The following is a 22613-nucleotide window of genomic DNA, read 5'->3' on the forward strand; positions in this document are numbered from 1 at the left end:
AAATAGCGAAACCCAAAGGTTTCGCTATTTTGCTATGTCATAGAATTATTTCTCAAATTCTGCTTTTGATTTAGTATCTGCGTATTCTTCAGCAATCTCACTTGAGAGAATGTCATCATAACTTGGCAATTCAATGTCTTGGCCATATTTGTTACGAAGGGCAGTTGTGACCAAGCGGTAGGCAAGGTTGGCGTTACGAGAAAGAATTGGTCCATGGAAGTAGCTACCATAAACATTTTTATAGTGGACCCCTTCAGTACCATCTTCCTTGTTATTACCATTACCGTAGACCACTTTGCCAAGTGGTTTTTCGTCATCAGAAAGGAAGGTACGCCCTTGGTGATTTTCAAAACCATAGTAAGTTTCATCAAACTCTTCGTTATGGATTTTGATATCACCGATGTAACGGTTATTTTCTTGATTAAGGGTGTAGTGGCCCATGACGCCGATACCATCAATACGGACACCGTTAGCCTGGATGTAATATTGTCCAAGAAGTTGGAAACCACCACAGATGGCTAGGATTACTTTATTATCTTGGATGAATTGACCAATGGCATCACGTTTAGATGGGAGATCTTTGGCAACGATAGATTGTTCGTAGTCTTGACCACCTCCAAAGAAGACCATGTCGTAGTGGTCCTTATCGAAGTCATCACCAACTGAAACGATGTCGAAGGTCATCTTAGCACCAAGTTTTTCACCCACGTATTTGATCATAAGGACATTACCGTTGTCACCGTAGGTATTGAGCAGATTACCATAAAGGTGGGCAACATTTAGGTCGTAGGTGTAGTCACGATTTTCTGGAGATTTGAGTGAAGTATAGGTCATTAGTTCATCTCCTTTCCGACAGCATGACGTTGAGCAAGAATATCACGGAATTCAAGCATGGCAGTATAGGTCGCCAAGATATAGGCATGGTCGCAATCTTGTTTTTCAATCAAGGCCATAATATCTTCAAGTTTTTCTGCTTGCGTAATCTTATCCTCTGGATAGCCAGTCACACGAAGGCGGCGGGCAATTTCAGAATGGCGAACACCACCAGCATTAATCTCAGGGATATCCATCTCGAGAATGCTTTCAAAGTTGGCATCCCAAATCCAGCTGGTATCAATACCATCAGCATAGTTAGCATTAAGAAGGACTGACAAGCTAAATGGATAATCGGCAAGTTTAATCATGTCAAGAGCTTGGCTAGCTCCTACGGGATTCTTAATTAGTACGAGAGTACATGATTTGTCACCAATCTTAAAGGTTTCTTGGCGTCCAAAGACAGCACGACTCTTATCAAAACCAGCTTTGATTTGCTCTGGAGCCACTCCGAAGAATTCAGCGACAGAAACCGCAGCAAGAGCATTGTAGATGTTATAAAGACCACCGACATTAATCTTGTAATCTTGTCCATCAATGACAAATTCAGAAGTTGTGTTGGTGATTTTAGTCAACTCTGTTAGCTTATAGTCTAATTCTGGACGGTGGAAGTCGCAGTTAAGGCACACATAGTCACCCAAGTTAGCGTAAGTATTAAGTCGATACTGAAGAATACTCTCACATTTAGGGCAGACAATGCCTTCAGTATTATAATGTGCCAGCTCTGGGGCGTGTTTTTCAGTGTCAAAACCGTAGAAACGCACGGGATTGACCACCTCTTTAGAATTGAAAAGAGGACTGTCTCCATTAGCCAAAATAGTAGCCTCAGGCGCCTTGGTAGCACCATCTAAAATCATCTGATAAGTGGTATAGATTTCACCATAGCGGTCCATTTGGTCACGGAAAATATTTGTGAAAACAAAAAGACTTGGAGTGATGTATTCAGTGATTTTTGGAAGGCTGGCCTCGTCAATTTCCAAGACAGCAATTTTCTTACCAGACTTGGCTTTTTTAGCTGTTAGGAAAGTAGAAGTGATCCCTGTGATCATGTTGGCCCCACTAGGATTGGTCACAATCTCACCAAAAGCTTCTTTAAGAATACCTACTGTCAAAGCTGTTGTCAGAGTCTTACCGTTGGTTCCAGTGACAACGACAATCTCGTAGTTCTTGGCTAAAGTGTCTAAAATATCTTTGTCAAATTTAAGGGCAATTTTTCCAGGCAGGGTTGAACCACGTCCCAATTTTGAAAGGACGAAATGGCTAGCTTTACCCGCCAGAATTCCCATGGTAGTTTTCATAGTCATGAATTTATTTTATCACAAAAAGTAGTGATTGTAGTCTCAAAATAGTTAGAATTCGTGGTATAATAGACACTGTTTAAAAATTAAAAGAAAGTGTGATATGTATGGGAATACTTTCGTCCATTGATATTGATTTTTGGCGGTCACTCTTCGATAGTCCGCTGAAAGTTATCGTCAATAGTTTGGACATATTGATTGTTGCTTTTTTAATTTATCGCTTTATTAGGGCCCTACGAGGGACAAAAATTATGACCCTTGTTCAAGGGGTTGTCTTATTTATTTTTGTCAAACTGATTTCTGATTTTATAGGCTTCACGACGATTTCTTATTTGATGAATCAGGTCATCAACTATGGAGCCATTGCGGCGGTTGTGATCTTTGCGCCAGAGCTTCGTTCTGCACTTGAAACCTTTGGGCGTACGCCTCAGCATTTTTTGCAAAGTAAAGAGGTTAGTTCAGACGAGAAGTTGGTTCAAGCCTTTGTTAAAGCTGTTAAGTACATGAGTCCTCGTAAGATTGGGGCCTTGGTTTCTATTGAACAGACTCAGACCTTACAAGAGCAGATTGCGACTGGGATTCCACTTGATGCGGTGGTGACTGGGGAACTATTAATTAATATTTTCATTCCAAATACACCGCTTCATGATGGGGCAGTTATCATTAGAGATAACAAGGTTGCGACGGCTTGTTCTTATCTGCCATTGACGGAATCTAATAAGATTTCCAAAGAATTTGGAACTAGACACAGGGCTGCCATTGGTCTTTCAGAACAAACAGATGCGCTTACCTTTGTTGTGTCAGAGGAGACTGGTGCGATTTCCATTGCTTACAAGGGAAATTTCATCCATGATCTTTCTATTCAAGAATTTGAAGAAGAGTTGAGTCTTGTCTTGTTGAAAGAACAAGAACCACGTCAGTCATTCTTCCAACGTTGGATTGGAGGTAGCAAAAAATGAAGCGTTTTGTAAATTTCTTTAAAAACGATCGTTTATGGCAGATGCTAGTTGCTCTCTTCTTTGCCGTGGTACTCTTTTTCACAGCTTGGTCGGGGAATACGCAAAATAAAAACAATAGTTCAAGTGCATCTAATACCTTTACACAAACCGTTGAGTCGGTTCCTGTGGATATTAAATATGATAGTGATAAGTACTTTATCAGTGGTTATTCCTATGATGCTGAAGTCTATTTGACGGCGACAACACAGCTGGCGTTAACGACTGAGACAAGTAGTGATACGCGTCACTTTAAATTAGTTGCTGATTTGTCAAATTTAGGCCAAGGAACTAGTCGAGTACCTATTCAGGTTAAGGATCTTCCGGCCGGAATGTCTGCGCAAGTATCGCCATCAACCTTGACGGCAACTATTGGTAAAAAAGCCAGCAAGACCTTTGACGTCGTAGCTAACATCACATCAGATAAGTTGGCAAATGGCTATGAAGTAAAAAAAGTTAGCCTGGATAACACCAAGGTAGAAGTGACCTCGAGTGAAGATATCATTAACCAGATTGACCATGTTCAAGCAGTATTGGAAGGTGATTCCAACCTGTCTGAAGATTATGATGGTAACCTGGTTCTTCAAGCAGTTTCGGCAAACGGTACAGTCCTAGCAAGCTCTATCTCACCAGCTAAAGTACATGCAAAGATTAGTTTGAGAAAATTAAGCAAATCTGTTCCTGTCAAGGTTGAACTGACTGGAGATAAGGCTAGCAATGTGTCTAATATCAGCTATAGCTTTGATCGTGGGCATGTGACTATCGTTGGTAGCCAAGAAGCTATGGATAAGATTGATAGCATCACAGTCCCTGTGGACATTAGCCAAGTGACTAAGGATACTTCAAAAACAATAGACCTTAAGGCAGAAGGTGTTACGGTTCAACCTGGCACTGTTAAGGTTAACTTAAAAGTCACGCAAAAATAGGGGAGTTACATTTTCCCCAAATTCATGTATAATGGATGGGACTGAGAGGGCCTAATCTCATAAAAATGTAACCAATTAAAAATGTTTAAAATCAAGGGTTGAAAATATTGGCGAAATCTTATAAAGTTAGATTATCTAGATAGATTTCACTAGATTGACTCTTGCTAAACAGCATCACAGTTTAAGGAGGATTTAGTGCTCAAGCACTAATAATAAAATTATGGGTAAATATTTTGGAACAGACGGTGTTCGTGGAGAAGCAAACGTTGAACTTACGCCTGAATTGGCCTTTAAATTAGGTCGTTTTGGTGGTTATGTGCTTAGCCAACATGAGACTGGCCGTCCTAAAGTTTTTGTGGCACGTGATACACGTATTTCTGGTGAGATGTTGGAATCTGCCTTAGTAGCAGGTTTGCTCTCAGTGGGTATTGAAGTCTACAAACTTGGAGTACTTGCAACACCTGGTGTCTCATATTTGGTTCGTACAGAAAATGCAAGTGCCGGTGTTATGATTTCAGCCAGCCATAATCCAGCTCTTGATAATGGCATCAAGTTCTTTGGTGGTGATGGCTTTAAATTGGATGATGCGCGTGAAGCGGAAATTGAAGCCCTTCTCGATGCTGCAGAAGATACGCTTCCACGCCCTTCAGCTGAAGGACTTGGAACCCTTGTGGATTATCCAGAAGGTCTTCGTAAATATGAAAAATTCTTGGTAGCTACAGGTGTTGACCTTGGTGGTATGAAGGTTGCCTTGGATGCGGCTAATGGTGCGGCTGCGGTATCTGCACGTAATATTTTCCTTGATTTGAACGCAGAAATCGCTGTAATTGGTGACCAACCTGATGGCCTTAACATCAATGCTGGTGTTGGTTCGACACACCCAGAGCAGTTGCAAGCCTTGGTTAAAGAAACTGGCTCAGCTATCGGTCTTGCCTTTGATGGTGACAGTGACCGTCTCATCGCTGTTGATGAAAATGGTGATATTGTTGATGGTGACAAGGTGATGTACATCATCGGTAAACATTTGTCACAAAAGGGCGAGTTGTCTAAAAATACCATTGTGACAACAGTTATGTCAAACCTTGGTTTCCACAAGGCACTTGACCGTGAAGGTATTAACAAGGCAGTGACTGCTGTTGGTGACCGTTACGTTGTCGAAGAAATGCGTAAAAACGGCTACAACCTTGGTGGTGAACAATCTGGACACGTTATTATCATGGATTACAACACAACTGGTGATGGCCAATTGACAGCAATCCAATTGACTAAAGTCATGGTTGAAACAGGTAAGAGCTTGTTTGAATTGGCTTCAGAAGTGACTATCTATCCACAAAAATTGGTTAATATCCGTGTGGAAAATAGCATGAAAGATAAGGCTATGGAAGTTCCTGCAATTGCGGCAATCATTGAAAAAATGGAAGCTGAGATGGCTGGAAATGGCCGTATCTTGGTTCGTCCAAGTGGTACAGAACCTCTCCTTCGTGTTATGGCAGAAGCACCAACAGATGATGAAGTGAACTACTACGTTGATACGATTGCTGATGTTGTTCGTGCAGAAATTGGATTGGACTAAGTATGATAGCTAAACTGAGAGCCTTCATGGCTACCGAAGTTTTCAAGTACCTCTTCTTTGGTGTCTTGGCAACTTTGGTTTATATGGTCAGTCGTATTTTGATTTTTCAGTTGACCAATCAGGGGACACTCTCGGCGGTCTTAGCCAGTGCGATTGCCATTATCTTTGCCTTTTTTACAAATGACATGTTTGTCTTTAATCAGGAGAAGACAGGTATGGTCACGCGCTTTGTTAAGTTTGTGGGTGCCCGCCTCTTGACCTTGGTTTTGGATTTGGCTCTGGCCTATTTCTTGGTTGATACCTATCCAGAAATTATTGGTCAATTTGTTGGTCATAGTCATGCTTGGGTAAATGGTATCGAGAGTTTGTTCTCTCAGGTCCTTATCATTGTATTGAACTACATTATTTCTAAATTTTTCGTCTTTACAGGCGAGAAAGTATAAGCAAAAAGGAAGTTGTTAGGAAATGTGTTAAAACCATTTCTTACCAACCTCCTTTTTTGATATAATTGAAGAGACTTAAAAAAATAGAAAGATGAAACATGTACGTACAATTATCTCAACGCCTCAAGGACGTAGCAACCTATGTTCCGAAAGGCGCAAAACTCTTGGATGTAGGCAGTGATCATGCCTATCTTCCGATTTATTTACTTGAAAAAGGTTTGATTACTTCAGCTATTGCTGGTGAAGTGGTAAAAGGCCCTTATGAATCTGCTCTTGCTAATGTCTCAGCTTCTGGTTTCCAAGATAAAATCGACGTGCGCTTGGCTAATGGCTTGGCTGCCTTCGAACCTGCTGATGAGGTAACAACTATCACGATTTGTGGCATGGGAGGACGTCTTATTGCGGATATCCTAGATGCTGGAAAGGACAAACTAACAGGCGTAGACCGTCTGATTTTACAACCAAATAATCGTGAAGATGATCTCCGTATTTGGTTGATGGAAAATGGTTTTGAGATTATTGCCGAATCCATCATGACTGAAAATGGCAAATACTACGAAATCATGGTGGCAGAAGCTGGACATATGAGCCTTTCAGACAAGGAAGTGCGTTTTGGTCCTCATCTCATGAAAGAACAATCTCAGGTTTTCCAGCTCAAATGGCAGCGAGAAATCAATAAACTTGAGATTGCCTTAGGATCCATTCCTCTTGCCAATCAGACTGACCGTGCAGCTATTGAAGATAAAATTCAAACCATTAAGGAGGTTTTGAACCATGTTAGCTAGTGAACTTATCAAGACTTATGAGGAATTTTGTCCACAGGAGCTTTCCATGGAAGGTGATGTGGTTGGCTTGCAAATTGGCAGTCTGGATAAGGAGATTCAGAAGGTCATGGTTACCTTGGATGTTCGTGAAAATACAGTAGCTGAAGCTATTGAAAAAGGTGTGGACCTTATCATTGCTAAACACGCTCCAATTTTCCGTCCAGTTAAGGATTTGGTCTCTTCGCCTGACCGAGATATTTTGCTTGACCTGGTTAAGCATGATATTGCAGTCTATGTGAGTCATACTAATATTGATGTTGTCAATGATGGGCTTAATGATTGGTTTTGTGACATACTTGACATTAAAGACACCACTTATTTAACACAGACTTCTGAAAATCATGGAATCGGTCGAGTGGGTGATATCGTGCCACAGACCATTGAAGAACTTGCTCTTAAAGTAAAAGCAGTTTTTGGCTTGGACAGTGTTCGCTTGGTTCGTTATGACCATAATAATCCTCTTGTTAGCCGTGTGGCTATTTGTGGGGGTAGTGGTCAAGGATTTTACAAGGATGCTTTGAAAAAGGGCGCACAAGTCTTTATCACTGGTGATGTTTACTACCATACAGGGCAAGAAATGATTACTAATGGTCTCTTGGCTATTGACCCTGGGCACCATGTTGAAGCCCTCTTTATCTCAAAGATTGCTGAAAAACTTGAGGCTTGGAAACGTGAGCATGATTGGAATGTGACCATACTTGAGAGTCAGTCCTCAACTAATCCTTTTGATCATTTGTAGGAGGATGTGTCTTTGACTTGGCTTTTACATCAAAATGTGGTCTTTTTGGCCTTACTTGCAGGTCTTTTTACTTGGGGCTGTACCATTGTCGGTTCGGCCATTGTTTTCTTCTTCAAGAATATTAGTCGTAAATTGTTAGATATCATGATGGGCTTTGCGGCTGGTGTCATGATTGCGGCCTCTTTTTGGTCACTTTTGGATCCCTCTTTAACCTATGCGACTCAAAATGGCTATGGGAAATGGTCCTGGTTCCCTGCGGCAGCTGGCTTCTTGCTTGGTGGTGTTGCCCTCCGTTTAATTGATGCCGTCGTTCCTCATTTGCATTTAGGAAATGACATCTCAAAAGCAGAAGGGATTCAACCTCGTAAGAAAAAGTTGTCTAAAACAGCCTTGCTCTTTTTGGCTATCACGATTCATAATTTTCCAGAGGGATTGGCGGTTGGTGTTACCTTTGGTGCCCTAGCTGGTGGGAATATGACACTTGCTGGTCTCATGGGAGCCATTGGTCTAGCTATCGGTATTGGTTTGCAGAATGTCCCTGAAGGTGCAGCCCTCTCTATTCCTATTCGAGCAGATGGAAAATCTCGTATCAAGGCCTTTTATTGGGGATCTATGTCAGCCATCGTGGAGCCTATAGGGGCTGTTATGGGAGCTGCTCTTGTTATGTGGATGATGGCGATTATTCCTTATGCTTTGGCTTTTGCGGCTGGTGCCATGATCTTTGTGGTAACGGAGGAATTGATTCCTGAATCACAAACCAATGGTAATACTGACGTCACCACCTTAGGACTCATGGTTGGCTTTGTCGTCATGATGGTCATGGACGTGGCCTTAGGTTAAAAATACTAGAGAGCTGTGCCTATTGATATAGAACTCAGCTCTTTTCAAATAGATGGAGTAAAAAATGAAAATAGCAATTGTTGGTGCAGGTATCGTCGGTTCAACGGCTGCCTACTACTTATCAAAAGAAAAAGACGCAGAGGTTACAGTATTTGATCATGGTCTCGGGCAAGCCACCAAGGCGGCAGCAGGGATTATCAGCCCCTGGTTTTCCAAGCGTCGTAATAAAGCCTGGTATCGAATGGCCCGTTTGGGAGCCGATTTTTACCAAGATTTAGTTTCAGATCTTGAAAATGATGGTTATGACACGAGCTTCTATGATCAGTCTGGTGTAGCCCTTCTCAAGAAAGATGATAGTAAGTTGGACGGTTTGTATCAGCATGCAGAAACTAGGCTAGAAGAATCACCCATTATTGGTGAACTTTCTATAAAAAATGCTGCCGACCTCCCTGAATTTACTGGATTTGACCGTTATCTCTATGCTTCTGGAGGTGCCAGAGTGGAGGGGGCAGAATTAACATCTACTTTGATTGAGGCCTCTGGTTTTGAAAAGGTAGAGGGTCTAGTCATACTATCTCCTCTTGATAATGGCACTTACGAGATTAATGGGCAAACTTTTGATAAGGTCATTCTCGCTTGTGGTGCCTGGCTAGGTCAAACACTCGAGCCCCTTGGTTTTGACGTAGATGTTCGCCCCCAAAAGGGGCAATTGCGCGACTATTTCTTTGAGGGCATGGATACTGGTAGATTACCTGTTCTGATGCCAGAGGGCGAATTGGATGTCATTCCTTTTGCTGGTGGAAAGATTTCGGTAGGGGCCAGCCATGAAAATGACCAAGGCTTTGATTTGACAGTTGATGAGACTGTACTTGCAAGTCTGGAGGAAGAGGCTAAGACCTATTTCCCTGACTTAAGTACGGCCAAGTCCTTCTCAGAACGTGTGGGAACTAGAGCCTACACGAGTGATTTCTCACCTTTCTTTGGAGAAGTTCCAGAGCTTGAGGGTGTCTTTGTCGCCTCTGGTTTAGTATCTTCAGGACTTACGACAGGGCCACTTATTGGAAAAAATTTGGTTGATTTGGTTATGAACCGATCTGGTAGTTTGGACAGTGCAGATTATCCAGTGGCTCAGTACGTTAAGAAAAAAGACTAATAGTATTAAAGCCCTCCAATATATTGAAATTTATGAATCAGTTAGCTATTTCTCCTTATTGAGGGATGCTAGCTGATTCTTTTTATTAGAATTTCTTTGCATCTATTTCTTATTTGATTAGAAAATGATAAAATAGTAACTGTTCATCGATTGTAGGTGAATACTAATAAAAAAGGGGAGGGACTATGTTCCAAAAAGTTAAAGTATATGTGACAGTCCTTGTTACTTTGCTAGCCATAAGTTTAGGCCTATCTGTCAAAGCAGGGGCAGCAGAAGACTTGGCTGTGACAAAGACAAGTATTGTTCTAGAAAGTTATGAGTTTGGACCGGCTGTAACCAAAGTCATTTTTGAATTTAATCAGAAGGTCACGCCAGAGGTTGTCCACAGCTCAACTCAGGTTACAACAGCAGGGGTCAGTCGTCAGGTAACGAACTCTTATGTTTCTGATGATAAGGGGCATGTGGTCTATTATGACAATAGCAAGTACGTGACGCTTGAATTGAGCCTACCGTCTTATAACCGCTACAACATGGGTGGGAATGCTGAACCTATGTATTTCAACCTTTCTACTTGGACTAACCAATGGCTGGAAAGTTATATGGTATCAATGAAAGACTTGTCAGTAGTGGCAGAAGGTAGTAGTCAGTCACAGATGGTTTCATCTGAGCAAGATGCCATCAACAATCGTTTGATGCCAACGACGGAGGTTTTCGACGAGCGAGGAGAGGTAGGTAACATGCAGTATGCGGCTTATAGTGCCCAGACTGGTACAGGGAATAGCACCAAACCATTGATAGTCTGGTTACACGGTATTGGTGAAAGAGGGACAGATATGAATATTCCGCTTCTTTCAAATGACGTCTATGCGCTTACCCAGCCTGAGATTCAAGGCCATTTCTTAACAACTGGTGATCAGGCGCGTGGGGTTAATGTTCTGGCTGTTCAAACGCAGACACCTTGGGGATCAGATAATGCAGCCCAACTCAAAGAGACCATTGATACCTACCTAGCTAATCACCCTGAGGTAGATAAGGGACGAATCTATCTTGCGGGAGTTTCAAATGGTGGTGGTATGGTCTTGACCATGGGAGCAACCTATCCAGATTATTTTGCAGCTCTCATTCCAATAGCAGCGCCACTAACTGTTGACCAATCTGGAATTGATAAACTGAAGAACCAGCCTATGTGGTTGATTCACACAAAGGCAGACGCAACAGTCCAACCAGAAAATAGTGTCTTGCCTTTATATAAGAGCTTGATTACCTCTGGAGCTACTAACAAGTGGTTCTCATACTTTGAAACAGCTACTGGGACTGATCTTCCTGGGACAGAGTATGATGGGCATTGGGCTTGGATTTATTTCTTCCATGACCAGGTGATTGGCGTTCAGCATCCTGAAAATACGAAAAATTGGGACGGTTACAGCGGTATGGTAGCCACCGATCCAACTAATGGAGGTGGCTCTCGTGCCAGTGTCAATGGACAAACTTATAACAGTATCTTTGACTGGATGAGTGCACAAAGACACTAAGAGGATGATAATCACACTCCCCAAAGGGAATATTACAAGATATTATCCTCAATCTAAAGGGGTTTCAATCGAAATCCTTTTTTAGATTGGATTAAGAAAATGGGCACTTGTGATTTTCTTAATGAAAGCTTAAGAACATAGGGTTTACCGTGACAAGAGGGCTGAAAAATGCTAAAATATAGATAATATATTAGAGAAAAAAGGAGCCTTCTTATGAAAGGTATTATTCTTGCAGGTGGTTCAGGGACACGTTTGTATCCATTGACACGTGCTGCATCAAAACAACTGATGCCGATTTACGATAAACCAATGATTTACTATCCACTCTCAACGCTTATGTTGGCTGGTATTAAGGAAATTCTCATCATCTCAACGCCACAGGACCTTCCACGTTTTGAAGAGCTTCTTGGTGATGGTTCTGAGTTCGGTATTTCACTTTCTTACGCAGTACAACCAAGCCCAGATGGATTGGCTCAAGCCTTTATCATTGGTGAAGACTTCATTGGTGACGATAGTGTTGCACTTGTCCTCGGGGATAACATTTTCCATGGCAATGGTCTTTCTGCCATGCTTCAACGTGCTGAAGCTAAGGAAAAAGGTGCCACAGTCTTTGGTTATCAAGTTAAGGACCCAGAACGTTTTGGAGTTGTTGAGTTTGACGACAATATGAATGCCATCTCTATCGAGGAAAAACCTGAGCATCCAAAATCAAACTTTGCTGTAACTGGTCTTTATTTCTATGACAATGATGTTGTGGAAATTGCTAAAAACATCAAGCCAAGCCCTCGTGGCGAACTTGAAATCACGGATGTTAACAAGGCTTACCTAGAACGTGGAGACCTCTCTGTTGAGCTTATGGGACGTGGCTTTGCTTGGTTGGATACAGGCACTCACGAAAGTCTCTTGCAGGCTGCTCAGTACATCGAAACAGTTCAACGTTTGCAGAATGTCCAAGTAGCTAACCTTGAAGAGATTGCCTATCGCATGGGTTATATCACTAAAGAACAGGTTCTTGAATTGGCACAACCACTTAAGAAAAATGAATACGGACAATATTTGCTCCGTTTGATTGGAGAAGCATAATGACTGAACAATTTTTTGGTAAAGAATTAGCTGCACGCAAGATTGATGCCATCCCAGGTCTGCTTGAATTTGATATTCCTGTTCATGGAGATAACCGTGGATGGTTCAAGGAAAACTTCCAAAAGGAAAAGATGTTGCCACTTGGTTTTCCAGAATCATTCTTTGCAGAAGGAAAATTGCAAAATAACGTTTCTTTCTCACGTAAAAATGTTTTGCGTGGCTTGCACGCCGAGCCTTGGGATAAATACATCTCAGTGGCAGATGAAGGAAAGGTTCTTGGAACTTGGGTTGACCTCCGTGAAGGCGAAACGTTTGGGAATACTTATCAAACTGTTATTGATGCCTCAAAAGGAATCTTTGTTCCTCGTGGTGTTGCCAATGGTTTCCAAGTTCTGTCTGACAAAGTATCATACAGCTATCTCGTAAACGATTACTGGGCACTTGAACTTAAACCTAAATATGCCTTTGTCAACTATGCTGACCCAAGCCTTGATATCAAGTGGGAAAACTTGGAAGAAGCAGAAGTCTCAGAAGCAGATAAAAATCACCCATTGCTCAAAGACGTTACCCCCCTCAAACCAGAGGATTTGTAAAAATATAGCTCTTGAAACAATTAAGAAAATCATTATATAGTTTTTAGCTTTGTTATAAACGAGCGAAGCGAGCTATATGATTAGCTTTCCGCCGTGAGAAAAGCACCTGAATCATTGTGTTTCAGGTGCTCGGAAGTTTTGAGACATCAGGCTCAAAACTTAGTCATGGAACTTCTTCGAAGTTCGCTGACGTCCGTACTCACCTAAGGAAAGCTAAAAAAGATTGATTTAAGGAACGATTAAGAAAAATAATATTTTTTGGAGAAAAAATGACTGAATATAAAAATATCATCGTAACTGGTGGCGCAGGTTTCATCGGTTCAAACTTCGTACACTATGTCTACAACAACCATCCAGACGTACATGTGACTGTCCTTGACAAACTCACTTACGCTGGTAACCGTGCCAATATTGAAGAAATCCTTGGTGACCGTGTTGAATTGGTTGTTGGTGATATTGCTGATGCTGAATTGGTTGATAAATTGGCTGCTAAGGCTGATGCTATCGTTCACTATGCGGCTGAAAGCCACAATGATAATTCATTGAACGACCCATCACCATTTATCCACACAAACTTCATTGGTACTTACACACTCTTGGAGGCTGCTCGTAAATACGATATTCGTTTCCACCACGTGTCAACAGACGAAGTTTATGGTGACCTTCCATTGCGTGAAGATCTTCCTGGACACGGTGAAGGTCCTGGTGAAAAATTCACAGCAGAAACAAAGTACAACCCTTCATCACCATACTCATCAACTAAGGCTGCTTCAGACCTTATCGTTAAAGCATGGGTGCGTTCATTTGGTGTTAAAGCAACTATTTCAAACTGCTCAAACAACTATGGACCTTACCAACACATCGAAAAATTCATTCCACGTCAAATCACCAACATCTTGTCAGGAATTAAACCAAAACTTTATGGTGAAGGTAAAAACGTCCGTGACTGGATTCACACTAACGACCACTCAACTGGTGTTTGGGCTATCCTCACTAAAGGCCGTATCGGTGAAACTTACTTGATTGGTGCCGATGGTGAAAAGAATAACAAGGAAGTTCTTGAACTCATCCTTGAAAAAATGGGGCAACCAAAAGATGCTTACGACCGTGTCACAGACCGTGCTGGTCATGATTTGCGTTACGCTATTGACTCAACAAAATTGCGTGAAGAACTCGGTTGGGAGCCACAATTTACAAACTTTGAATCAGGTTTGGAAGAAACAATCAAGTGGTACACAGATCACCAAGACTGGTGGAAAGCCGAAAAAGAAGCTGTTGAAGCTAACTACGCTAAGACACAAGAAGTGCTTAAATAATTGGAAAATCTATCACTTCCAAGCTAGTGATAGATTTTTCTATTAAGAAATCTTAGGAGAGATGATGAATAGAAAAGAATGGATTGAATATTTTGAAGCGGTTAATAATCGTAAACCCACTATTCAGGAGTGTCAGCAGGCCCTTCTAAATGGTGAATTTGTTATGGAAGGAAAACAAGCTACTTTTTCCAACAATGGAAATTCCGTGACTGAAGGAGCCATGCCTTTTCCAAATCAAATGACTGGTCAAATGGTCAACCCAGCTTATTCACAACAAATTGTCTTTGTTAAGAAGAAAAAGTTTGGCAAGAAGACTTTTCTTGGTCTTGGGATTGCTTTATTTCTTGTTGTAGCAACAAGTCTTGGCCTCTTTTTGTTTTCTTCCAAAGGAACAAACTTGGGTGGCTTGTGGGTAAATGGTAATAATGACGGGCTTGTTTATGATTTAAAAGAAAAGAATTCAAAACTTTTTACTGGCTATACGGAAGATAATATTAAAGAAGTTGCTCTCGGTAAGAAGGTTCGACAAGAGTTTGAAAGAAGCATAAAGGCGGTAAGTGATTCAAAACTAAAATCTATTGCTGATTTTGACAAGAAGTACCAATTTCATACAAAAGAGGTCATACTGGTTAAGACTGAACGATATGGCTACTATAATCTGGTTCAGAAGGATGGAACAAATGTCATTTTAGACATAGGCTTATCAGAAGTATTTTCCCACGGATCAAACACTAAAGAATTTAAAAAGAGATGTCTTTTTTATAAGGCGGAGGTTCCAAAAGCCTTTGTTGGTAACTGGAAGAAATTTGATGAGGATGATGACGCCGAAGGAAAAGCTACTATCTCTGAAAATGGTGTTATTTCTACAGATTCCGATGATACAGATATCTTAATTGCTAAACCTTTAAGAGAATATCTGGTGAACAAATCAGGTAAAGTAGATAATGATAAGGTGCAGAAAGAATTTGATAAAATACAGAAGTCTCTTAAGTCACATGGTTATCAGGCTAAGAGTGTTAATGATATCTACCACGATGAGAGAAGTTCCTACTATTTTGCAGTTGTAGATGGTGGCAAGCGCATTGTTATCTTAGAGGATAGCTATGGAGATCTCTATTCAGGTTATATCGAAAGACAAGACAAAGATTAATCACGATACCTCTAGCAGGTAAGAAGTACCTAAATAAGATGCAGAAGCCTATCATTCCTCTAGGAGTGATGGGCTTTTTTTACTTGTAAATACGATATTAACTTATGACAGCGATACAATTAATTACATGATTGTTACAAAAATTACATAAAATACTTGATTTTTGTAACAAAATAGATATAATAGAAATATATATAAGAGGTTTATGAAAATGAAAAGTAAAGTTATCCGTGTTTGTTCCCTTGTTTTGTTGTCTGTAGCTGTTTCTACAGCACTTGTCGGATGTGGCTCTAAGTCAGAAAAAGACACTGCAGCATCATCTACAACGTCAACTTCTAAAGTAATGAAGTCATCTGCTAAAACAAAAACATCTGAGAAGAAGTCTGCTAAAAAGTCAAAGACAGAAGCTTCATCTTCAAAGGATTCTCAAGGTCAAGAAGAAGCGAGTGCTCCTGGAGCTAGCTCTTCAAAAAATCAAGCCTCAGCTGGAAATGATGCTCAAGCAGGGACAAATGGTAGTGTTGCTTCTGAGTCAAACAAGTCTAGTCAAGCAACAGCTGATACCCAAAGTGACGCTCCTGTCCCAGCAGCTTTGGTTGGAACTTGGACTGGTACAAGTCCTCAAGCAACGGACATTAGTTTTACAGTTGATGCTGATGGCAACATCACTTCAAAGGCAAATTTCAATGTCGATTACGAACCCTATCGTCAAAGCTCTACAACTGCAAAAGCTGTTCAAATTTCTGGAAATCTCTACGTTTGGGAGGGTGGCGATTTTTCTACCTTGCTTCCTGGTATTACAGGAATAGGGGGAGCTGGTTTTCAAGCTAAGCCTGGCTTTATTCTTGAAAATGGAACTTACACGCCAGTTCAATTCATCTCTGACTTGGGACCAACCTTTGATTATAGCAACTATAATGCTTTCCCATTCTCATTAACAAAATAAAGAATAGAAGCTATCTGGAGAGATGGCTTCTTTTTTGGCTCAAACTCTTATCATTCGAGGTCTCATTTCTGTTTAAAAAATGGTAGAATAGTTACATGCAAACAAAACCAACGTCAGCCTATGTGCACATTCCATTTTGCACACAAATTTGTTATTATTGTGACTTTTCCAAGGTCTTTATTAAAAATCAGCCCGTTGATGACTACCTACGGGCTTTGATTCGTGAGTGGGAGCTTTTAGATATCAAGGAGCTTCGCACCCTTTATATTGGTGGTGGGACACCGACAGCTATTTCTGCGGAGCAATTGGACTACCTTTTAAGCAATCTTCAGAAAAATTTGGATTTGTCTAAGTTGGAGGAGTTTACCATTGAGGCCAATCCTGGGGATTTGACGGTTGATAAGATTGAGGTGCTCAAAAAATCAGCTGTAAATCGCGTATCTTTAGGGGTTCAGACCTTTGATGACAAGCACTTGCGTCAAATTGGTCGCAGTCACAATCAAGCACAGATTTATGAAAGTATTGATAGCTTAAAGGCTGCTGGTTTTCATAATATTTCCATTGACCTTATTTATGCACTACCTGGTCAAACTATGGATCAGGTCAAGGAAAATGTGAGAAAGGCACTGGAACTGGATATTCCACACCTAAGTCTCTATAGTTTGATATTGGAACATCATACGGTCTTTATGAATAAGATGCGTCGGGGTAAGCTCAATCTTCCGACTGAGGACTTGGAGGCAGAGATGTTTGACTATATTATCCAAGAGTTGGAAGACAATGGTTTTGAGCACTACGAGATTTCAAACTTTACCAAACCTGGGATGGAGAGTCGACATAATCTCATGTATTGGAATAATGATGAGTATTATGGTGTGGGTGCTGGAGCCTCTGGTTATGTTAATGGTGTTCGTTATCGCAATAGAGGGCCTATCCAGCATTATCTAAAGGCTATAGCTGAGGATGGTCATGCTAGACTTCACGAGGAGCATCTGACTAAGGCGGAGATGATGGAAGAGGAGTTCTTCCTTGGCTTGCGTAAAAAGTCGGGAGTGTCCATCAAACGTTTTGAAGAGAAGTTTGGCTTGTCATTCGCGGATACTTATGGAGACATTGTGAAAAAACTACAGGAAGATGGGCTCTTGGTCAAGGATCCAGAGGTGGTTCGTATGACCAAACGAGGACTCTTTTTGGGTGATAGTGTCGCTGAGCAATTTATCTTGGAGGATTAGATGGGATTAAAATTTAGTATTTCTTATCAGATTCCGTTTTATGAGACGGATATCACGCATCAGGTGAAATTACCGCACTTATTGGCGTTTTCATTGCAAGTATCTGGTATGCAGTCAGAATCTCTGGGAAATACGGATAAGGACGTTTTTGATAAGTACGGTCTGGTTTGGATTGTGACAGACTATGCGATTGAGATTGACCGTCTGCCTCGCTACAATGAAAAGGTGACCATTACAACGGAAGCTATTTCCTATAATAAGATTTTCTGTTACCGTAATTTTTACATCACAGATGAAACTGGTCAGCAAATTATGCTCTTTAAGACTACCTTTGCTCTCATGGATTATGAAACGCGTAAGGTAGCAGAAGTACCAGATGAGGTGGTAGCACCTTATGGAGCTGATAAGACTAAAAAGTTGCTTAGAGGACCTCGCTATAATGCTTTGGAAAATCCAATTGAGACTTTATATCGTGTGCGTTATTTTGACCTAGATATGAATGGCCACGTTAATAATAGCAAGTACTTGGAGTGGATGTTGGATGTTTTCGATTTGGATTTTTTGACTAAGTACACACCAGCCCATATTGACCTCAAGTATGTTAAGGAAATTCATCATGGGTCAGAGATTTATTCAGGCTATGAGTTTGACCAAGAAAGTTTGAGCAGTCAACATCAAATTTGTGTTGATGGCAATATTCATGCTCAGGCCATTATCCAATGGAAAGAAATAGGAGACGAGTAAGATGACATATAAAGGTTATTTGATTGATTTAGACGGAACCATTTACAAGGGGAAGGACCGTATTCCTGAGGGAGAAGCCTTCGTTAAGGAGTTGCAAAAGCGTCAGATTCCCTATCTTTTTGTGACTAATAATAGTATGCGTACACCAGAGATGGTGCAAGAGCTTTTGCGTAATCAGTGTGAGTTGGAAACGCCCCTTGAGACCATCTATACAGCTACTTTGGCGACGGTTGACTACATGAACGATATGAATCGTGGCAAGACGGTTTATGTTATCGGTGAGACTGGGCTTAAATCTGCCATTGCGGAAGCGGGATATACGGTAGATGAGGAAAATCCTGCCTATGTTGTTGTTGGTTTGGACCGTGAAGTCACTTATGAAATGTTGGTTAAAGCAACGCTTGCTATCCATAAGGGAGCTATGTTTATTGGGACAAACCCAGATTTGAATATCCCAACAGAACGCGGCCTTCTTCCAGGTGCCGGTTCCCTCTTGGCCCTTATCGAGGCAGCAACACGTGTGAAACCAATTATTATTGGTAAGCCTGAAGCAATTATCATGAACAAGGCTCTTGAAATCCTTGGGACAGAACGTAGCCAGACTATTGTGGTTGGTGACAATTACTTGACTGATATTACAGCTGGTATTAAAAATGACTTTCCAACACTTCTTGTGACAACTGGATTTACCAAGGCGGAAGAAGTTGCGGATTTACCAGTAAAACCAGACCATGTGCTTTCTAGTCTAGCGGAGTGGGATTTTGATGCGAACTAAGATTGAGGCTGTTCTGACTCCGATTTGGCTCTTGGCCCTGTCTATCTTAGTGACGATTTATCTGGCATGGGGCTTTTATTATTTTGATATTGACTGGATGCATCTTTTGGACTATGTCATTCTTGGCAAGACAGAGCTCTGGCATAATTTCAATATCCTCATGCAGTACCTGACATTTCCTTGGGTTGGTCATCTGGCCATGCCTGATTTTCCATCGTCGGAGAGTGGGCTCAAGCATTTTCATGATGTGAAGTGGCTCTTTCATTTGGTACAGGGGCTTGTTATTCTACTAGCTTATCCAGCAGTCACCTCTCTTTGGCGTAATGTGAAGAAAGGGACCTTTGGTCTTTACGTTAAACTTTATATGAGTCTAGCACTCTTGCCGGTCCTTATTGGGGTTGTGGGGCTTTTTCTCGGATTTGATGAGTTTTTTACGCTCTTTCATGAAGCCCTCTTTCCTGGGGATAGCAGTTGGCTCTTTAATCCAATCTTGGACCCGATTATCAATGTTTTGCCAGAAGAGTACTTTCTTCAGTGCTTTGTGATTTTCTTTATTATTTATGAGGGAATCATGGTGAGTCTGACTTTGTTGGCCCGTAAGCAGCTTAAAATGTATTTGAAAAATAAGGAGTAGTTATGTCTATTCGTGATAACCATTTGCATACCCATCATTCCTATGATTCGGATGCGAACTTTACTGATTATTTGACGCATTTTGATGGGGAGATTGTAACGACTGAGCATTATGATCTCTCTAATCCTTATACCAAACAGGATGATGTGCCCGAGTATGAGGCCTATAGTCGTGAGATTGAAAATCTTAACCGTAAGTATGGTAATCGTATTAAACGTGGTATCGAGATTGGTTATTACCAACCTAGGGAAAGGGATATTTTAGACTTTCTGGATGGTAAGGACTATGATCTCAAACTTTTATCTGTTCACCATAATGGGGTCAATGATTATCTTGATGATGAGGTAGCGGATATGGACAAGGCAAGCATTATTCAAGAGTATCTGGACAAGTTGGAGTACGCTATTGGTCGTGTGGACGCAGATGTTTTGGCCCACTTTGACTATGGTTTCCGCCTGTTTGACGTGACTGTTGATGAGCTAAAAGTCTATGAGGAGCAGCTCAAACGTATTTTCCAGAAAATGATTGCTAATGATTTGGCTTTTGAACTGAATGCAAAGAGTATGTACCTCTATCATCACGAGGGCCTTTACCGTTATGCCCTAGGCCTTGTTAGGGATTTGGGATGTCGTAAGTATTCTATTGGGTCTGATGGTCATAAGTTGGAGCATTTCCGTCTGAACTTTGACAAGATTCAGGAGATCTTGAGAGAATTTGGCATTACAAAAGATATGATTATATAGCGAAGACAGCTTCAACTGAAGCTGTCTTTTTCTTAAGGAAAGCTTAAAGAAAAGGCGTGGTTATGGGAATTATAGAAGATTTTAAGCTTCGCTTGTTATGCTAATGTCAAGTAAAAGGAACATATGGTTTCAATCTTATCTTTCAAAATTGGAGGTCTTCTATGAAATTTCTCAAAAGGCATGCCTATGCCTTAGTTTTTACCCTTTTTCTGATGGGGGCAAATGTTTACTCTCTCTTAAAGGTCTTTGTCATTCCCTCAGCGGTCTCAACGGTTTCAGCCAATACAACTAGTTCAACCACAGCGTCGTCGACGGCATCTACCAGTACTGGTAAGGTAACTAAGACGGATACGACTTATAAAGATGACAATATGGATATCAAAATCACGACAGGTAAAACCAGTGATACCACATACTATGTGGCAGATATCAAGCTTTCGAGTGCAGATTACCTTAAAACGGCTTTGGCACAAAATACCTATGGGACTAACATCACCGACACTACTTCAAGTATTGCCCAGCAGAATAATGCAATCTTTGCCATCAATGGTGACTATTATGGAGCTAACCAGTCGGGCTATGTGATTAAAAATGGTCAAGTCTATCGTGATACTGATCGAAACAGTGACTACGAGGACCTTGCAGTATACTCAGATGGTAGCTTCAAGACCTTTAAGGAGAGCGATACAACAGCTCAAAAATTGGTCGATTCAGGTGTGGTGAACACCTTCGCCTTTGGTCCAACCTTGGTTGAAAATGGCAAGATAGCTGTATCGGAAAATGAAGAGGTTGGTCAAGCTATGGCTGACAATCCACGTACAGCCATCGGAGTCATCGAAGAGAGTGATGGCAGTGTGCACTATATTGTCATTGTTTCTGATGGTCGTACCAGTGAATCGTCAGGGTTGACCCTCTATGAAATGGCAGAGTTGATGAAATCCTATGGTGTGACGACAGCCTATAACCTTGACGGTGGTGGCTCATCTACTATGTACTTCAATGGTCAAGTCATTAACAAGCCAACCACAAACGGAAACAAAATTTCAGAAAGGGCGGTGAGCGATATTGTTTACATCGGTTACTAAAAAATCAGCCAGCAAACACTTTTTCACTTACATTGCTTTAACTATTTTCAGCCTTCTATTTACCTTTGTCTATGAACGCTTTTCTTATGGGGAATCGTCCATGTTTATGCGTATGATGTTTTTTGCCCCATTAGCTGGAGCACTTATCTATCTGCTAACAGGAGTGGGTATGTCTTGGGTGAGAACACGTCTTTCAAAACTACTCTTTAATTCGTCTATTGCAGTTGTAGCTAGTGCTTGTCTGGTTAAGGGAATCGTTGAGGTTTCAGGTCGTACGACTAGCGTGGATATGCCTTATTGGTATGTTGCTGCGGGGCTACTTTGTTTGAGTATTATGACAGGATTTATCAGACCTAGAAAATTAGCTTAACCATAAGAGCTTGGAGCTGTGCTTCAGGCTTTTTGTCTTGCTTTGAAAAAATATTTAGGATAAATATACAAATCATAATAGGAAGAAATTTTTTAAAATGGGGAATTACCCTAAAGATATTTTCATAAAAAATAACTGAGCCTGATTTTTTGTGGTAGGAATTTAGATAGAACGAGACTGTCTATAGTGATGGAAGTGCCTGAATCTATCGTATTTCCAGTGCTAGGAATTTTTGAGAAATGAAGTTCAAAACTTAGTCATGGAACTTTTTGGATAGCTAGAATCATCCACCAGATAATTTCACCAACGTCCGCCATCACCTAAGGAAAGTCTCAAAAGGCTTCTTTCTGCTATTAAATATACATGATTTTCAACTTTTTATAAAAATATACAAAAAAGACTTGCTTTGTTCTGAATTTTCAGGTAAAATAAATTAAAATCGAAATCGTTGATAGAAAAAGTCAGATCGTTTCACAGAGAATGCGGGAAGCTGAGAACGCATGAGATCAAAGACGACACATTCTTGAGAGCGTATGCGAACTCTGGATGACAGTAGTGTACGACGGGTGGTTCCGTTAGAGACTGGGAGTTACAAGAGAGACCTTGCGACTTCATGAGGAAGAGGGGGTGACCCCTGTTCGAATTAAGGTGGAACCACGTGCCAACGTCCTTGCAAAAGTTGTTTTTGCGAGGGCGTTTTTTGTTACCCTTGCTTTTAGCATTTGTAGCTAGCCGTACACTTGGTT

Annotated in this window: 23 protein-coding genes; 21 read left to right on the forward strand and 2 right to left on the reverse strand. The window is 41.0% G+C overall.

What is annotated here, in order from left to right:
• Window positions 1-45: 45 nt before the first annotated feature.
• On the reverse strand, window positions 46-834 hold the full coding sequence (gene gatD, locus HMPREF2697_RS00255; protein WP_004182704.1) for a lipid II isoglutaminyl synthase subunit GatD: 789 nt from the start codon (window positions 832-834) through the stop codon (window positions 46-48).
• Entirely contained in the window at window positions 834-2177 is a 1344-nt protein-coding gene (gene murT, locus HMPREF2697_RS00260) for a lipid II isoglutaminyl synthase subunit MurT (RefSeq protein ID WP_045772114.1), read from the reverse strand. Before murT ends, gatD begins: the two co-directional genes overlap by 1 nt.
• A gap of 101 nt (window positions 2178-2278) precedes the next feature.
• On the opposite strand from murT, the gene cdaA reads away from it, so the two are divergent.
• The 21 genes from cdaA (at window position 2279) to HMPREF2697_RS10760 (ending at window position 21867) form a co-directional block, all read left to right on the forward strand.
• Window positions 2279-3130, forward strand: a complete 852-nt coding sequence (cdaA, locus tag HMPREF2697_RS00265) for a diadenylate cyclase CdaA (RefSeq protein WP_070849116.1) — start codon at window positions 2279-2281, stop codon at window positions 3128-3130.
• Window positions 3127-4092, forward strand: coding sequence for a CdaR family protein (locus tag HMPREF2697_RS00270; protein WP_070849119.1), 966 nt, complete (start codon window positions 3127-3129; stop codon window positions 4090-4092). Before cdaA ends, HMPREF2697_RS00270 begins: the two co-directional genes overlap by 4 nt.
• Before the next feature lie 220 nt (window positions 4093-4312).
• Window positions 4313-5665 (forward strand): phosphoglucosamine mutase, encoded by a 1353-nt coding sequence (gene glmM / locus HMPREF2697_RS00275; RefSeq protein WP_045768872.1) that lies wholly within the window; start codon window positions 4313-4315, stop codon window positions 5663-5665.
• Window positions 5666-5667: 2 nt separating this feature from the next.
• On the forward strand, window positions 5668-6108 hold the full coding sequence (locus HMPREF2697_RS00280; protein ID WP_014633281.1) for a GtrA family protein: 441 nt from the start codon (window positions 5668-5670) through the stop codon (window positions 6106-6108).
• A gap of 98 nt (window positions 6109-6206) precedes the next feature.
• Complete coding sequence (locus HMPREF2697_RS00285) at window positions 6207-6893, forward strand: tRNA (adenine(22)-N(1))-methyltransferase (RefSeq protein WP_004182698.1); 687 nt, start codon at window positions 6207-6209, stop codon at window positions 6891-6893.
• Window positions 6883-7671, forward strand: a complete 789-nt coding sequence (locus HMPREF2697_RS00290) for a Nif3-like dinuclear metal center hexameric protein (RefSeq protein WP_004182697.1) — start codon at window positions 6883-6885, stop codon at window positions 7669-7671. Before HMPREF2697_RS00285 ends, HMPREF2697_RS00290 begins: the two co-directional genes overlap by 11 nt.
• A 12-nt stretch (window positions 7672-7683) precedes the next feature.
• Window positions 7684-8511: a ZIP family metal transporter gene (locus tag HMPREF2697_RS00295; RefSeq protein ID WP_004182696.1), complete on the forward strand. Its 828-nt coding sequence runs from the start codon at window positions 7684-7686 to the stop codon at window positions 8509-8511.
• 64 nt (window positions 8512-8575) lie between these two features.
• Entirely contained in the window at window positions 8576-9664 is a 1089-nt protein-coding gene (locus HMPREF2697_RS00300) for an NAD(P)/FAD-dependent oxidoreductase (RefSeq protein ID WP_070849122.1), read from the forward strand.
• A 185-nt stretch (window positions 9665-9849) separates the two neighbouring features.
• Entirely contained in the window at window positions 9850-11196 is a 1347-nt protein-coding gene (locus HMPREF2697_RS00305) for an acyl-CoA thioester hydrolase/BAAT C-terminal domain-containing protein (RefSeq protein WP_004182694.1), read from the forward strand.
• Between the two features lie 213 nt (window positions 11197-11409).
• Complete coding sequence (rfbA, locus tag HMPREF2697_RS00310; RefSeq protein ID WP_002883992.1) at window positions 11410-12279, forward strand: glucose-1-phosphate thymidylyltransferase RfbA; 870 nt, start codon at window positions 11410-11412, stop codon at window positions 12277-12279.
• Window positions 12279-12872 carry a dTDP-4-dehydrorhamnose 3,5-epimerase family protein gene (locus tag HMPREF2697_RS00315; protein WP_004182693.1) on the forward strand — a complete coding sequence of 198 codons (594 nt, stop codon included), beginning with the start codon at window positions 12279-12281 and terminating at the stop codon, window positions 12870-12872. The genes rfbA and HMPREF2697_RS00315 overlap by 1 nt, the downstream gene beginning before the upstream one ends.
• A gap of 269 nt (window positions 12873-13141) precedes the next feature.
• Window positions 13142-14188, forward strand: coding sequence for a dTDP-glucose 4,6-dehydratase (gene rfbB, locus HMPREF2697_RS00320; RefSeq protein WP_002884100.1), 1047 nt, complete (start codon window positions 13142-13144; stop codon window positions 14186-14188).
• 64 nt (window positions 14189-14252) lie between these two features.
• Window positions 14253-15338 (forward strand): hypothetical protein, encoded by a 1086-nt coding sequence (locus tag HMPREF2697_RS00325; protein WP_070849124.1) that lies wholly within the window; start codon window positions 14253-14255, stop codon window positions 15336-15338.
• Between the two features lie 205 nt (window positions 15339-15543).
• Window positions 15544-16284: a hypothetical protein gene (locus HMPREF2697_RS00330; RefSeq protein ID WP_037605587.1), complete on the forward strand. Its 741-nt coding sequence runs from the start codon at window positions 15544-15546 to the stop codon at window positions 16282-16284.
• A gap of 95 nt (window positions 16285-16379) precedes the next feature.
• The gene (hemW, locus tag HMPREF2697_RS00335; RefSeq protein WP_004182690.1) at window positions 16380-17516 is read left to right on the forward strand and encodes a radical SAM family heme chaperone HemW; all 1137 of its coding nucleotides are present in this window, start codon (window positions 16380-16382) and stop codon (window positions 17514-17516) included.
• Entirely contained in the window at window positions 17517-18260 is a 744-nt protein-coding gene (locus HMPREF2697_RS00340) for an acyl-ACP thioesterase domain-containing protein (protein ID WP_070849127.1), read from the forward strand. It abuts the gene before it with no gap.
• A 1-nt stretch (window position 18261) separates the two neighbouring features.
• Entirely contained in the window at window positions 18262-19035 is a 774-nt protein-coding gene (locus HMPREF2697_RS00345) for a TIGR01457 family HAD-type hydrolase (protein WP_070849130.1), read from the forward strand.
• Entirely contained in the window at window positions 19025-19669 is a 645-nt protein-coding gene (locus HMPREF2697_RS00350; protein WP_070849133.1) for a TIGR01906 family membrane protein, read from the forward strand. The genes HMPREF2697_RS00345 and HMPREF2697_RS00350 overlap by 11 nt, the downstream gene beginning before the upstream one ends.
• A gap of 8 nt (window positions 19670-19677) precedes the next feature.
• Complete coding sequence (locus tag HMPREF2697_RS00355; RefSeq protein WP_070849211.1) at window positions 19678-20412, forward strand: PHP domain-containing protein; 735 nt, start codon at window positions 19678-19680, stop codon at window positions 20410-20412.
• A gap of 161 nt (window positions 20413-20573) precedes the next feature.
• Window positions 20574-21497 (forward strand): phosphodiester glycosidase family protein, encoded by a 924-nt coding sequence (locus HMPREF2697_RS00360; protein WP_070849136.1) that lies wholly within the window; start codon window positions 20574-20576, stop codon window positions 21495-21497.
• Window positions 21478-21867: a hypothetical protein gene (locus HMPREF2697_RS10760; RefSeq protein ID WP_048790760.1), complete on the forward strand. Its 390-nt coding sequence runs from the start codon at window positions 21478-21480 to the stop codon at window positions 21865-21867. The genes HMPREF2697_RS00360 and HMPREF2697_RS10760 overlap by 20 nt, the downstream gene beginning before the upstream one ends.
• Window positions 21868-22613 lie beyond the last annotated feature (746 nt).

The organism is Streptococcus sp. HMSC064D12, from assembly GCF_001837205.1.
Taxonomy (GTDB): domain Bacteria; phylum Bacillota; class Bacilli; order Lactobacillales; family Streptococcaceae; genus Streptococcus; species Streptococcus salivarius_D.

Bases quoted from the DNA above. Each gene is read 5' to 3' on its own strand.
- gatD (WP_004182704.1), bottom strand. From the start codon at position 834: ATGACCTATACTTCACTCAAATCTCCAGAAAATCGTGACTACACCTAC.
- murT (WP_045772114.1), bottom strand. From the start codon at position 2,177: ATGACTATGAAAACTACCATGGGAATTCTGGCGGGTAAAGCTAGCCAT.
- cdaA (WP_070849116.1), top strand. From the start codon at position 2,279: ATGGGAATACTTTCGTCCATTGATATTGATTTTTGGCGGTCACTCTTC.
- HMPREF2697_RS00270 (WP_070849119.1), top strand. From the start codon at position 3,127: ATGAAGCGTTTTGTAAATTTCTTTAAAAACGATCGTTTATGGCAGATG.
- glmM (WP_045768872.1), top strand. From the start codon at position 4,313: ATGGGTAAATATTTTGGAACAGACGGTGTTCGTGGAGAAGCAAACGTT.
- HMPREF2697_RS00280 (WP_014633281.1), top strand. From the start codon at position 5,668: ATGATAGCTAAACTGAGAGCCTTCATGGCTACCGAAGTTTTCAAGTAC.
- HMPREF2697_RS00285 (WP_004182698.1), top strand. From the start codon at position 6,207: ATGTACGTACAATTATCTCAACGCCTCAAGGACGTAGCAACCTATGTT.
- HMPREF2697_RS00290 (WP_004182697.1), top strand. From the start codon at position 6,883: ATGTTAGCTAGTGAACTTATCAAGACTTATGAGGAATTTTGTCCACAG.
- HMPREF2697_RS00300 (WP_070849122.1), top strand. From the start codon at position 8,576: ATGAAAATAGCAATTGTTGGTGCAGGTATCGTCGGTTCAACGGCTGCC.
- HMPREF2697_RS00305 (WP_004182694.1), top strand. From the start codon at position 9,850: ATGTTCCAAAAAGTTAAAGTATATGTGACAGTCCTTGTTACTTTGCTA.
- rfbA (WP_002883992.1), top strand. From the start codon at position 11,410: ATGAAAGGTATTATTCTTGCAGGTGGTTCAGGGACACGTTTGTATCCA.
- HMPREF2697_RS00315 (WP_004182693.1), top strand. From the start codon at position 12,279: ATGACTGAACAATTTTTTGGTAAAGAATTAGCTGCACGCAAGATTGAT.
- rfbB (WP_002884100.1), top strand. From the start codon at position 13,142: ATGACTGAATATAAAAATATCATCGTAACTGGTGGCGCAGGTTTCATC.
- HMPREF2697_RS00325 (WP_070849124.1), top strand. From the start codon at position 14,253: ATGAATAGAAAAGAATGGATTGAATATTTTGAAGCGGTTAATAATCGT.
- HMPREF2697_RS00330 (WP_037605587.1), top strand. From the start codon at position 15,544: ATGAAAATGAAAAGTAAAGTTATCCGTGTTTGTTCCCTTGTTTTGTTG.
- hemW (WP_004182690.1), top strand. From the start codon at position 16,380: ATGCAAACAAAACCAACGTCAGCCTATGTGCACATTCCATTTTGCACA.
- HMPREF2697_RS00340 (WP_070849127.1), top strand. From the start codon at position 17,517: ATGGGATTAAAATTTAGTATTTCTTATCAGATTCCGTTTTATGAGACG.
- HMPREF2697_RS00345 (WP_070849130.1), top strand. From the start codon at position 18,262: ATGACATATAAAGGTTATTTGATTGATTTAGACGGAACCATTTACAAG.
- HMPREF2697_RS00350 (WP_070849133.1), top strand. From the start codon at position 19,025: ATGCGAACTAAGATTGAGGCTGTTCTGACTCCGATTTGGCTCTTGGCC.
- HMPREF2697_RS00360 (WP_070849136.1), top strand. From the start codon at position 20,574: ATGAAATTTCTCAAAAGGCATGCCTATGCCTTAGTTTTTACCCTTTTT.